Below are 12,378 nucleotides of genomic sequence, written 5' to 3' on the forward strand. Positions count from 1 at the left end.
CGAGGGAAACGCGGCTCTCACAGGAGCCGCGTTTCGCTCCTGGCCTTCAGGGCTGCCGCATGCCCGAATAGTATTTGACGAGGGCCGCCTGATCTTCGGCGCTGAGCCGCTTGGCGATATCGCGCATGGTGCCCAGATCGTCATTGGCGCGCTGGCCGCTGCGGAATGCGTCCAGCTGCGTGGCCAGATAGGTGTCGGATTGCCCCGCCAGACGGGGCAGCATCGGGTTTTCGCCTTCCCCGTTCGCGCCGTGGCAATTGGCGCACGCCGCCAGCGCAAGCGCGTTGTCGCCGAATCCATGCAATACCTGTCCGCGGTCCTGCGGATTGGGCGCCGGCGGCTTCAACGGGGGCGCGGGCAGACTGCCGTAGTAGCGCGCGACGGCGGCGATGTCCTGGTCGCTCAAGCCTTTGGCGATGCCCGTCATGATCGGATGCTGGCGCGTGCCGTCGCGGTAATCCAGCAGTTGTTTGACCGTATAGGCGGGCGACGCGCCGGCCAGGATCGGGAAAGGCGTGCCGGCCGCCGGCACCCCTTGAGCGCCGTGACAGGACGCGCAAGCGGCCACGCCCGCTTCCGGCTTGCCCGAGTTCGCCAGCGATGCGCTGGACGCTGTGTCTCCCGATTGCGCCAGCAAGGCGTCCCAGCGGGCCTGGGGAAAGGAAAAGTCGGTGCCCTTGCGTGGGGGAGGCGGGGGCGGCGCGGGTTGAATCTGGGGCGCTGGCGGGCTCTGCGCGGACTGCTGGCCCTGCGGGGCCGCCGCGGTCTGCGTTGCCGCCCCGCCCGCTCCCGCTGGCGCCTGTGGCGTGCCCGTTGGCGCCTGGGCCTGACCGGGTGAGAGCGTCGCGCCGCCCGCCGACGGCTGCGGCGCGCCAGGCTGGGCCGGCGCAGGCTGGCCCGGCGGTCCGCCGGCCGGCGTGCTGCGGTGTACGGAAATATGAAACAGCGAAGCGGTTCCGGCCACCAGCACGCCAGCCACCACGACCACCGAAATGGCGCCCTTGGCGAGCGCCGCCATGTTGTCGTTCATACCTTCACCAGCGGTCCAGGAGCTTTCAGGTAATCGCGCTTCACCGCATCCACGATCCAGTACGCGGTCGCGCCCACCGTGCCGGTGGGGTTGAAGCACGAGTTCTGGGGGAACAGCGAGGCGCCGGTCACGAAAACGTTGGGCACGTCCCAGCACTGCCCGTAGCGGTTCACCACGCTGGTGCGGGGGTCGTCGCCCATGGCGGCGCCGCCGGTCAGGTGGGTGGACTGATAGCTGGCAGCCGAGTAAGGCTTGCTGCGCGGCGCGGGCTCGGTGCGGATCACGCCCTTCATCGCCTTGCCGATTTCATCGCCCTTGGCCGTCACGAAGCGCGACATGCGGATGTCGTTGTCCGGGAAGTCATACGTGATGCGCAGCAGCGGCTGCCCCCACGCATCCTTGTACGTGGGGTCCAGATCCAGATAACTGCCGCGGGTCGGCAGGGCCGAACCCGTGATGGTGATCGGTATGGCATGGTTGTAGTAGCGCTTGACCGCCTGCTTCCAGGCGGAGCCCCATGCAGGTGTGCCGCTGGGCACGGGATGGTTGCCGATAGGCGTGCCGCTTACCACCTGGATCTGTATGTACGCGCCGCCCACGAAGCCCAGCGGGCCGTGGTCGAAATTGTCGGTACAGAAGTCGTCCATGGTGACCGCGACGGCGCCCGCGCCCATGAACGGGTTGATCGGCGTCTTCTCATCGAAAAACAGGCCGACGCCAGACGTGGTCTGGTGGGTGTAATTGCGGCCCACCACGCCTTCGCCCGTTTGCGGGTCGTAGGGCTTGCCAATCCCGGAGAGCAGCAACAGGCGCACGTTGTTGATGCTGAACGCGCACAGGAAGACCAGGCTGGCGGGCTGGAACACTTCTTCGCCGGCTTCGTCGATATAGGTCACGCCAGTGGCGCGCTTCTTGTCCTTGTCCAGCTCCACCCTCAGCACATGCGTGCCCGTCCGCAGCTCGAAAGTGTTCAGCTTCATCGCTACGGGCAGTATGCAAACCTGGGGCGATGCCTTGGCGAAATGCTCGCAGCCGTAGTTGGAGCAGAAGCCGCAATAGACGCAGGCGTTCATGTGCAGCCCTTCGGAGTTCACATAGGGCCGGGTGCAGAGCGCCGACGGCTGCACGTACGGGTGATATCCCAGCTTGCGCGCCGCTTCCCCGAAGAGCGCCGGCGCGTAGGGCACCTTCATTGGCGGATTGGGGTAGGGATTCGAGCGCCAGGGTTCGAAGGGATTGCCTCCTTCCTGCTTCTGGCCCTTGATGTTGCCCGCGAATCCCGATGCACCGATCAATTTGTCGAAGCGGTCGTAGTAGGGCTCCAGTTCCTCATAGCTCACCGGCCAATCCTGCGCCGTGATGTCCTCGTCGAAAATCTTCGCGCCGTACTTCTGGGTGTAGTGCGAGCGCAGCTTGAACTCGACTTCGTCGAATCGGTAGTAGGCGCCCGACCAATGGTTGCCGGCGCCGCCCAGGTGTGTGCCCGGGTAGGCGAAGGTCCACCGCCGCATCGGCAGCGCGGTCTGGCCGACGTTGTTGCGGAAGGTGAAGGTTTCCGTGGCGGTGTTCTGGTGCAGGGCGTGGCGGCGCGTGTACTTCAATTCGTCATGCACCATGGGGCCCTGGAAATCGGGCGAGGGCCAGCGCGGCTGTCCGCGTTCCAGCACCACCACTTTCTGGCCGTTGGCAGCCAGCTCCTTGCCGATGATCGATCCGGTCCAGCCGCCGCCAATGATGGCGACGTCGACTTCCGGCAGTTTGCGGCTCATGCTGCCTCCTTCACCGTCGGAGCATCCAGCTGCGTCCGCTTTTCGGGCTGCGGCGTGGGGCCGTGCATCGGCATGTCATGCACCGGACTGTTCGCAATCGATACCGGTTCGCGCACGAACGCGACGCCGTGGCGCTCGATGTCGTTGGAGTAGCTGGCGTATGCGCCGGGAAACTGTACGAGCTTCCAACCCACCATGTCGCGGTTGCCTCCGTGGATGGGATCGCAGAAAAATCCCTCGATGGTCGCATCCATCAGCGCGCCGAAGAATACGGCGGACGGCAGGGGCGAGAAATCCAGCTTGCCTGCTTCCATGCGGGCAAGCATGTCGTCCTGCGCTGCGGCGTCCAGTTCCGTGAAGGACTTGCCGTTTTGCGCCTGCCGCACCGCCTGCGCGAAGCGCGCCAGGCCGGTGCGGAACATCTCCGCCGGCGTGTACGAAAGCTGGTAGCCCTGCTGCGGCGTCCCCGAAGCAAATGGACCGGACCGGTAGAAATGGTCGCCGCTGCCCCAGGCGCCGGCAAGCTGGCGGTCAATGTACGTCGTTACGCCGGCTTCCCTGGCGCCCGGTCCAAGGTCGTCCGCAGGAATCAGCCGGGCCACGATGGCGTCCATCAAGGCGGCCTCTTCGGCGTTGAAGAATTGCCATGCCGGCATCCCGCCTGTCGCGGCGGCGGCCGGCGGGGTGGCAGGGGAGGGCGCGCTCTGCGGCGGTGTGCCGGGCGCCGGTGCACCCGATTCCGGCGCGGGAGGATCTGCCGCGGTGGCTCGTCCGGCCAGCGCCGCGGCGGGCAGGCCGACAGTGATCGCCTTCAATACTTGGCGGCGTGAAGCGGGATCGACGGGTTTTGAGTTCATACGGTTCCCCCAGGCAAACTCGGCGCGCCGCTGCAACCGCTATGCCCGGCCTTGCGCCGTGACGCGCCATCGGTGGACATTGGGATGGCGGACGAAATCGCCGCCGCCGTGCCGGAAACCGTGCAAAAAATGCGCACGGGTGAGCCGCGTCATCGACCGCCGTGGCGCCGCCATTCCTGGTGGAGCGTGATCATGCGCTCCAAGGCATAGGCCGCGGCGGCCTTGCGTATGCCATGCCGGCCGCCATCGAAGCGCCGGGTTTCCGTGTACACCGCGGGGGTGGCGTCGGCCGCGCTGAGCTTGAACACCCATGCGAAGCATTGTGTGCCCGCCGGTATCTCGTCATCCGTACCGTCGGCCAGCCCGGTGTTGGCGATGGCCACATTCGCCGGGCTGCGCTGCGCGGCGCCCAACGCCATCTCCCGCGCGACGGCTTCGCTAGTCAGGTTGTGCGTGTCCAGCGTGCGCTGCGAGACGCCGACGCAGCGGCGCTTCGCGTCAGGCGAATAAACGACGAATGCGCAATCGAGCAGGGCGCCTGCCCCCGGCACGTCGGCCAGCATGCTGGCAATCATTCCCGCTGTGCAGGACTCGGCGGTGACGAGCGTCAGCCCGTTCTCGCGCATGAAAACGGCGACGCGATCGATGGTGTTCATGGCTTTCCTCCAAATGAAGAGAAAGCAACTGTCGGACCCGGGCCTGACGGTTGCTCGTCAGCAGCGCCGCCAGGTGGAATTGGCGCTGGCTGCGGGACCGAGGAGAAGTTGCATGGACATCCAGTGGGAAAACATTTTCACGTTCAGCATGTCGCCCATCGAAATCATCATTCGGGGCACCATCACCTATTGGTTCATCTTCATCCTGATGCGCTTGGCCGGCCGCCGCGACGTCGGTTCTCTCGGGATGGCGGACGTGCTGGTGGTCGTTTTGATTTCCGACGCGGCGCAGAACGCCATGGCCGGCGAGTACAAGGCCGTGCCCGATGGCATGGTGCTGATCGCCACGATCGTGTTCTGGAGCGTCTTCATCGATCGGCTGGCATATGCGTTCCCGCGCGTGCGTCCGCTGTTGCAGCCGCCCAAGCTGTGCATCGTCAAGGACGGGGAGCTGCAGCGCCGGGCGATGCGGCGCGAAAGCATCACGCCGGACGAGCTGGAAAGCGAATTGCGCCAGAAAGGCATCACCGATGTGGCGGACGTGCGGCGCGCGTACATCGAGCCGGACGGCTCCATCAGCGTGATCAAGAGGCCGGGCGCTTGAGCGACGGGATGGCGGGCCTGGCGCGCGGCGGCGTCCGCGCGGGCGGCGCGTGGGTTGCGGCCGCCGCCGGCGCGGATGCGGGCACCGGCGGCCTTTCTTTCAGGCGCCGGACGTACGAGGGCAGGAAACGGCGCAGTTCGCCGTTGGGAAAGCGGATGTCCACCCGCTCGAGCGTTACGGATTCCACGACGCCGGCGCCATACCGGCGCACGCGCACGCCATCGCCCACGTGGAGGGCGTTCGGCTTGCTTTCGGGCTGCTCCCGATCCGGCAGGTCGCCGGCCTGCGCCGCGGCTTCGGCCTGACGGGCCAGGTCGCAGCTGTCGCAGTGGCTGCACCGCTCCCAGGCCGGTTCCTCGCCGAAATGCGCCAGCAGCATGTGCCAGCGGCATCGCCCGCTGCGCGCGTAGGCGACCATGGACTCGAGCGTCTTGCGGTCCGTTTCGGCTCTTTCTTCGTAAGCGCGCGCGGCGTTCGCGATCTGCTCGTCCCGGTCGGCGCCGTTTGACGGCGCGTCCTTCAGTCGCAGGATGGCGTCACGGCCGTCGCGCGCCTCTCGCGCCACGATATCCGCGTCGGCCAGCAGCTTCACGGCGACCTGCAATTTCCGCAGTCCGGCATCGGCCAGGGCTTCGTGCAAGGCGTCGAAGCGCAGGCCTTGTGGCGTGTCGGCCAACGTGTGCACCACACGTTTCAAAAGTTCTTCGCCGGGATAGCGGTTGGCCAGGAAGAACTGCTGGATGCGCTTGTCCTTTTCCTCGTGGATCAGAACGCAACGGGCCGGCTTGCCATCGCGGCCCGCCCGGCCGGACTCCTGGTAATAGGCATCCAGGCTGCCGGGCAACTGGGCATGCACGACCAGCCTGACGTCGGGCTTGTCGATCCCCATGCCGAAGGCATCGGTCGCGACCATGATGCGCAGCGATCCCGACATGAAGGCATTCTGCGCCTCTTCGCGCCGGGATCCGGCCAGCCGCCCATGGTAAAGGCCCGCCGGTTGGCCCGCTTCCGCAAGCATCGCGTGCAAGGCCTCTGCCTCCTTGACGGTAGCGGTGTAGACGATTGCGGGGCCGTCCGTGCCGGCGACCAGGTCGCGCACGGCGGCCTGTTTGCTTTCTTCACCGGCAACCTGCCGGACGGCGTAATACAGATTCTCCCGATAGACGCCGACCTTGATCACGCAGGCCGCCCGCAGATCGAGCGATTCGGCAATGTCCTGGATGACTTCATCGGTGGCCGTCGCGGTCATCGCCAGCACGGGAGGCCCCCCGAGCGCGCGCACCGCGCTGGGAATCTCCAGATAAGCGGGGCGGAAATCATGCCCCCATTGGGAAATGCAATGCGCCTCGTCGATCACGAAGAGCGATACCTGCTGGCGCGTCAGCCAGCGCATGAAGTCGGCGTCCGCCAGGCGCTCCGGCGTGACGAGCAGAATGGGGCGGCGCTGGCGGGCGGCATCGCGGCGGGAATCCGCCTGCTCCTGCTCGGAAATGGCGCTGTTGAAGACCGCCGCATCCACGCCGTATTCGGCCAGTTTCTCGTCCTGGTCCTTCATCAGTGCGATAAGCGGCGATACCACCACCGTCAGGCCTTCCATGCAAAGCGCCGGCGCTTGATAGCAAAGCGATTTGCCGCTGGCGGTGGGCATGACCGCAATCGTGTCGTTGCCTCGCATGACGCTGGCCATGACCTCCGCCTGACCCGGGCGCAAAACCCGGATGTCGAACTGCTCGTGCAGCACGTGCCGCAGTTGCACCGGGATGCCATCGAAGGGCGACGAAGGCTTGCGCTTACTCTTCGACGCCGGCATAGCTTGCATCGGACATATTGATGAGGCGGGGTTGCGCTTCACGCGCACGCTGGGACGCCGCCCGCAAGGCGCGGGGCAGCGAATAGGCGGGTCCTGTCGTCACCACGCGCGCGGGGGCGACGGTGGGGGCGCCATGGGCCGCAGCCGTCACGGCCGCGGGCTGGCGAGCGTCATCTTGGGCGGATTGCGCGGCCCCGCTCTTCGCTGTCGCTTGGGGAATGTCCTGGATGAGCGGAGCGGCCCCGCCGCGCGCGCCCGGTTCGGGGCGCGGTTCGGTTTTGGATCGGTTCGCGGCTGTCATGCGACGGCGTTGCGCCGGCCGCGATTCCTGCGGCGCATCGTCATCGCCGATGCGGTGGATCAGTACGCCGGGCGCGGCGGCAACAACCATGCTCTTGCGCTCCCGCTTCGGGGCAGCGTCACGGCGGATGTGATGGCCCTGCGGGATGGACGTGACGAACAGGGCCGGGCCGGCCACGGTTTTGGTTTGCTCCTTCATCGTGTACTCCCTTTGGTTCCTGTGGTCGCCGCCGCAACAGCCGCGGCGCGACGGCTCGGAAGCCTGAGCGCATCGAGCAAGAACGGTGCCGCGCGCGGCAGGGCTGCGAAAGCAGCAGGCAAAAGGGGGAGGAAGGGCAAGAAAAAGGCAGCCGGTGGGCTGCCTTTTCTGTATCGGCAGCCCCATGGGGCTGCCCTTCAAGTGTATGCGGCAGCCCATAGGGTTGCCTTGCGGTATTCGGTGGTGCCGGCAATAGGAGTCGAACCTACGACCTTCGCATTACGAATGCGCTGCTCTACCAACTGAGCTATGCCGGCTTGCCAGTCGGGGTGCGACCCCCGGCAAAGACCGAAATGATAGCAGAGTTTTCGGCTGCTAGGGAAGAGGGTGCAGCATGCGTCGTAGCTTTCATGACGTGCATCCGAAGGCGACCGGCGCCCGCTCCGCCTGTCGGGGCAAATGGCGCGTTCTTCGTTGGGTGTCATCAGGCGTCGGAACTTGCCGATTCGGGTTTCCCCCCATTCGGGCACAGTGATATATCAGAGTATTATCACTTGCGTTTTAGACGGATCCGCCATGGCCACCACACCGATACGTGCGCGCTTGCAGGCCGCAGACATTTCCGCCCCTGCCCCGGCGGCCGCGAAGGCGTCGTCGGGAGCCGCCCTGCGCGAGTTGGCCTATGCGGAGATAAAGCGCCGCATCATTTCGTGCGAGTTCCGGCCGGGTGAGGCGATCAATGAATCGCAGGTGGGGGCGCTGCTGGGGCTCGGGCGTACGCCGGTGCACCAGGCGCTGCATCGGCTGGAAAGCGACGGATTGGTATCGATCCTGCCCCGCAAAGGGGTGCTGGTCGCGCCGCTGTCCCTGAATGAAGTGCTCGACATGATCGAAGTGCGCCTGACGAACGAGCTGCTTTGCGTCACGCTTGCGGCCGAGCGGGCCCATGGCAGCGACATCCAGGCAATGCGCGACATCGTCCAGCGTTCGGAGGCCCTGCTGGCGCACCGGGACATCAACGGCCTGATGGAACTCGACCTGAAGTTCCATAACGCGATATCGGCCGCGTCCCGCAACCGCGTCCTGGCGGAACTGCTGCGGGGCCTGCACGAGAAACAGGCGCGCTTCTGGTTTCTGTCCCTGCAGGATCCGGTGCACCTGGCCAACGTCTATCACGAGCACATGGCGGTACTGGACGCGCTGGAAAGGCGCGACATCCCGGGCGCGCGCGACGCGATCCGGGCGCATATCGACGAGTTTCGCAAGAACATCATCCGCTCCATCTGACCCGAGGGCGGAATCACCGCGGCCGTGCGGCCGCATCCAACGGGGTTCATTGTCATGCCGCAATTGCAGTTCAACATCGCCGGAGTGGGCGAGCGCAGTATCCAGATCGATCGTCTCGTCATCGCCGGCTGGGCCGGCCGCGACGAGGCCGCCGTGCAGCACCACATCCGGGAGCTGCAGGAAATCGGCGTCAAGCCGCCGTCCACGGTTCCGTGCTATTACCCGCTTGCCGCCGCGCTGCTGACCACCGACACGGAAATCGAAGTGCCGCGCGCCGACTCCTCCGGTGAAGTGGAGGCCGTGCTGTTGTCCACGCCCGAAGGGCTGCTGGTGGGCATCGGTTCCGACCACACCGACCGCAAGGTCGAGGCCTACGACGTCACGGTATCCAAGCAGATGTGCGCCAAGCCGGTCAGCCGGGACCTGTGGCGCTTCGAGGAAGTGGCCGGCCACTGGGATCAGCTGGTGTCGCGCACCTGGCGTGTGCGCAACGGCGAGCGCGCGCTGTATCAGGAAGGACCCATGACCAGCCTGCGCGATCCGCGCGAGCTGGCCAGCAAGTACGCCGCCGACGCCGGTCTGCCGGTGGGAACGGCCATGTATTGCGGCACGCAGACCGTCATCGGCGAGCTGGGCTATGGCGAGGCGTTCGAAATGGAACTGCACGATCCGGTTTTGAACCGCACGCTTCGGCACGCCTACCGCGTCCGTGTGCTTCCCGTCTCCGACTGAACCGGCTAGTCCGAAAAAGGGGTGCTTTCCATGCAGACCATTCAGCAGTTGCAGGCCGACCTGGCGGCTGGCCGCGTGACCAGCGTCAGCCTGGTCGAGCAATCGCTCGCCGCTATCGAGGCCCATCGCAAGGGCGGCGGCAGTGCTTTCGTGCACGTCGACCCGGAAGGCGCGCTGCGCGCAGCACAGGCCAGCGACGCGGCGCGGCGGGCCGGCTTCGTGCCGTCGCCGATCGCCGGCCTGCCGGTTTCGATCAAGGATCTGTTCGACGTGCGCGGACAAGTCACCACCGCGGGCTCCAAGGCGCTCGCCGGCGCGCAGCCGGCCGCTCAGGACGCGGAAGCGGTGGCTCGTCTGCGCGCGGCCGGGGCGATCCTGATCGGCCGCACCAATATGAGCGAGTTCGCGTTTTCCGGACTGGGGCTGAACCCGCATTACGGAACGCCCCGCGCGCCTTTCGATGCGGCGCGTGTCGCCGGCGGCTCGACCTCGGGCGGCGCGGTCAGCGTGGCGCAAGGTATGGCGGTCGCAACCCTGGGCACCGATACGGGCGGTTCCATCCGCATTCCTTCCGCATTTTGCAACCTGACGGGATTCAAGCCCACGGCCCATCGGGTGTCGTTGAAGGGCGGGGTGCCCTTGTCGCGAACGCTCGACTCCGCGGGGCCGTTGGCGCGGTCGGTGTCGTGCTGCGCGATCCTCGATGGCATTCTCAGCGGCGAGCCGCTGGACGCCCGCCCCGCGGTGCTGAAGGGACTGCGGCTATACGTCACGCGGGATTTCGTGTTCAACGATGTGGATCCCGCCGTGGCGGCCGCGTTCGATGCGGCGTTGTCGCGCCTGTCCGCGGCCGGGGCTTCCATCGTGCCGTTCGATTTTCCCGAGCTGCACGAACTGCCCGTGATCAACGGCGGCGGCGGTTTCACGGCCGCCGAGGCTTGGCACTGGCATCGCGAGCTGCTGCGTACAAAGGGCGACGTTTATGACCAGCGCGTGGCCATGCGCATCCGGCGCGGCGAACAGCAATCCGCTGCCGACTATCTGCAATTGATCGACGCGCGCGCCCGCATGATGGCCGTTGCCGCCGACCGTCTGCGCGATGCGGATGCATGGCTGATGCCAACCGTGGCCGTGCGTCCGCCGCGGGTGGATGATCTGCAGCAGGACGATGCGTTCTTCTCGACCAATGCGCTGGTGTTGCGCAATACCAGCGTGATCAATTTCCTGGACGGATGCGCGGTGTCGCTGCCTGCCGGCGAGCCCGGTATCGGGCTGGCCGTATGCGGCCTGCACGACGCGGACGCAAGAATCCTGCAGGTTTCCGGGGCCATCGAACCCGTATTGGCCTGACATCACCCATCCCGCCGCGGGGCGGGCAACTATTACTACTTCCGGAGTTTTCCATGTCGTCCACCGTTACCCCGGCGCCGGGTGGGGCTTCTTTTGCGCCGCTCCCGGCGGAGCGCACGCTTGCGTACCGCAAGATCGCAGTACGTTTGATTCCGTTCCTGGTCTTCCTGTTCGTGCTGGCGTGGATCGACCGCGTGAACATCGGCTTTGCGAAACTGCAGATGCTGCAGGACCTGCAGTTCAGCGAAACCGTCTATGGGCTCGGCGCGGGCATCTTCTTCATCGGCTATTTTCTGTTCGAAGTCCCGAGCAATCTGCTTCTGGAGAAGATAGGCGCGCGCCGCACGCTGGCCCGCATCACGATCCTGTGGGGTTTGGCCTCCATGGCCATGATCTTCGTGAAGACGCCCACGCAGTTCTATGTGCTTCGATTCCTCTTGGGCGTTTTCGAGGCGGGCTTCTTCCCGGGCGTCGTTCTGTATTTGACGTACTGGTTCCCGGCCGACCGCCGTGCCCGCATCAACGGCTACTTCATGACGTCTTTCGCCATCGCGGGCGTGGTGGGCGGCCCGCTCGCCGGGTTGATCATGAGCGTGATGTCGGGCGTGGAAGGGCTGACCAATTGGCAATGGCTGTTCGTGATCGAAGGCATCCCGTCAGTGCTGGCCGGCTTCGCCGTCCTGGCCTGGCTGCCGGAAAAGCCGGCCGATGCGAAATGGCTGAATGACCGCGAACGCCAGATCGTGCAACGCGATTTGGACGCCGAACGCCGCGACCCCGCCAAACATTCGTCCCTGCGGCATGCCTTCAACGGCCGGGTGTGGCTGTGCGCCCTGATCTATTTCTGCATCGTGAGCGGCAACGCCACCATCGCCTTCTGGACGCCTTCGATCATCAAGGAACTGGGCGTGCAGGGCAACTTCCATATCGGCCTGGTCTCGGCGATTCCGTTCATTCTGGGCACGATCGCCATGGTGCTGAACGGCATACATTCAGACCGCACCGGCGAGCGCCGTCTGCATAGCGTCTTCGCCAGCGTGATCGCCGCCGCCGGCCTGATGGCTACCGGTTATCTGCTGGGCAGTCCGGTGATGGCACTGTATGCGCTGTCGTTCGCCGCCATCGGCATCCTCGCCGCATTCCCTGTGTTCTGGTCGCTGCCGGCGGCGTTCCTGACCGGTACCGCCGCCGCGGGCGGCATCGCGCTGATCAACTCCGTGGGCAACCTGGCTGGCTTCGCCGCCCCTTACCTGATGGGTTGGCTGAAGGACAAGACCGGCAGCCTGGCTTCGGGCTTGTACAGTGTGGGCCTGATGGAACTGTGCGCCGCGCTGCTGGTGCTGCTGTTCATCAAGGTCAAGCGGGACCTGCCGAAGGCTTGAGGCAATGGCGCTACGCCGGTTTCGTGCAGCAGGAAGCCGCGCGAAACCGGCGCACCAAGCAGGCGGGGCGCCGAGCCCGCCGCAAAAAAACGAGCGGGTGTTGCACAACCAAAAAAATTCGTGCTATAGTCTCGCTTCTCTAGCAGTTCCCCGATAGCTCAGTCGGTAGAGCGACGGACTGTTAATCCGCAGGTCGCTGGTTCGAGCCCAGCTCGGGGAGCCAAAAACTCTAGAGAGAAGTACCGATAGATCAAGCATTTAGGCCATCCTCAGGGGTGGCCTTTTGCTTTTCCGGCGCCGAATTTTGGGTTCGATTTTGGACGGATGTTGGACAGCGTCAAATATCCACCACCCATCCAGCACTGGACTTTAACCAGCCAAGAGCGTTGTCCATCGGCACGC

Annotated in this window: 11 protein-coding genes and 2 tRNA genes; 6 read left to right on the forward strand and 7 right to left on the reverse strand. The window is 65.7% G+C overall.

The window, feature by feature from the left end; translation table 11 throughout:
* Window positions 1–46: 46 nt before the first annotated feature.
* The 4 genes from CAL13_RS07180 to CAL13_RS07195 all read right to left on the reverse strand — a co-directional run bounded on the left by CAL13_RS07180 (window position 47) and on the right by CAL13_RS07195 (window position 4,312).
* Window positions 47–1,030: a c-type cytochrome gene (locus tag CAL13_RS07180; protein ID WP_086071941.1), complete on the reverse strand. Its 984-nt coding sequence runs from the start codon at window positions 1,028–1,030 to the stop codon at window positions 47–49.
* The gene (locus CAL13_RS07185) at window positions 1,027–2,799 is read right to left on the reverse strand and encodes a GMC family oxidoreductase (protein ID WP_086056798.1); all 1,773 of its coding nucleotides are present in this window, start codon (window positions 2,797–2,799) and stop codon (window positions 1,027–1,029) included. The genes CAL13_RS07180 and CAL13_RS07185 overlap by 4 nt, the downstream gene beginning before the upstream one ends.
* A complete protein-coding gene (locus tag CAL13_RS07190; RefSeq protein WP_086071942.1) occupies window positions 2,796–3,656 on the reverse strand; it encodes a gluconate 2-dehydrogenase subunit 3 family protein in 861 nt (286 codons plus the stop codon). Before CAL13_RS07190 ends, CAL13_RS07185 begins: the two co-directional genes overlap by 4 nt.
* Window positions 3,657–3,805: 149 nt before the next feature.
* Entirely contained in the window at window positions 3,806–4,312 is a 507-nt protein-coding gene (locus CAL13_RS07195; protein ID WP_086056800.1) for a CinA family protein, read from the reverse strand.
* Between the two features lie 13 nt (window positions 4,313–4,325).
* On the opposite strand from CAL13_RS07195, the gene CAL13_RS07200 reads away from it, so the two are divergent.
* Complete coding sequence (locus tag CAL13_RS07200; RefSeq protein WP_232467787.1) at window positions 4,326–4,916, forward strand: DUF421 domain-containing protein; 591 nt, start codon at window positions 4,326–4,328, stop codon at window positions 4,914–4,916.
* On the opposite strand, the gene CAL13_RS07205 is transcribed toward CAL13_RS07200, so the two are convergent.
* From CAL13_RS07205 to CAL13_RS07215, 3 genes are all read right to left on the reverse strand, one after another.
* Window positions 4,897–6,726 carry a RecQ family ATP-dependent DNA helicase gene (locus tag CAL13_RS07205; protein WP_086071943.1) on the reverse strand — a complete coding sequence of 610 codons (1,830 nt, stop codon included), beginning with the start codon at window positions 6,724–6,726 and terminating at the stop codon, window positions 4,897–4,899. The genes CAL13_RS07200 and CAL13_RS07205 overlap by 20 nt on opposite strands.
* Window positions 6,707–7,225: a hypothetical protein gene (locus tag CAL13_RS07210; RefSeq protein ID WP_086071944.1), complete on the reverse strand. Its 519-nt coding sequence runs from the start codon at window positions 7,223–7,225 to the stop codon at window positions 6,707–6,709. Before CAL13_RS07210 ends, CAL13_RS07205 begins: the two co-directional genes overlap by 20 nt.
* A gap of 241 nt (window positions 7,226–7,466) precedes the next feature.
* Window positions 7,467–7,542, reverse strand: a tRNA-Thr gene (locus tag CAL13_RS07215).
* Between the two features lie 259 nt (window positions 7,543–7,801).
* Between CAL13_RS07215 and CAL13_RS07220 the strand changes: the two genes are divergently transcribed.
* The 5 genes from CAL13_RS07220 (at window position 7,802) to CAL13_RS07240 (ending at window position 12,199) form a co-directional block, all read left to right on the forward strand.
* On the forward strand, window positions 7,802–8,512 hold the full coding sequence (locus CAL13_RS07220) for a GntR family transcriptional regulator (protein WP_086071945.1): 711 nt from the start codon (window positions 7,802–7,804) through the stop codon (window positions 8,510–8,512).
* Window positions 8,513–8,566: 54 nt separating this feature from the next.
* Window positions 8,567–9,244 (forward strand): DUF2848 domain-containing protein, encoded by a 678-nt coding sequence (locus tag CAL13_RS07225; protein WP_086073552.1) that lies wholly within the window; start codon window positions 8,567–8,569, stop codon window positions 9,242–9,244.
* 30 nt (window positions 9,245–9,274) lie between these two features.
* Complete coding sequence (locus tag CAL13_RS07230; RefSeq protein WP_086073553.1) at window positions 9,275–10,594, forward strand: amidase; 1,320 nt, start codon at window positions 9,275–9,277, stop codon at window positions 10,592–10,594.
* Between the two features lie 53 nt (window positions 10,595–10,647).
* Complete coding sequence (locus CAL13_RS07235) at window positions 10,648–11,976, forward strand: MFS transporter (protein WP_086056807.1); 1,329 nt, start codon at window positions 10,648–10,650, stop codon at window positions 11,974–11,976.
* A gap of 147 nt (window positions 11,977–12,123) precedes the next feature.
* Window positions 12,124–12,199, forward strand: a tRNA-Asn gene (locus tag CAL13_RS07240).
* Window positions 12,200–12,378: the final 179 nt, after the last annotated feature.

This window comes from Bordetella genomosp. 9 (assembly GCF_002119725.1).
In the GTDB taxonomy this organism is placed as follows: Bacteria; Pseudomonadota; Gammaproteobacteria; order Burkholderiales; family Burkholderiaceae_B; genus Bordetella_C.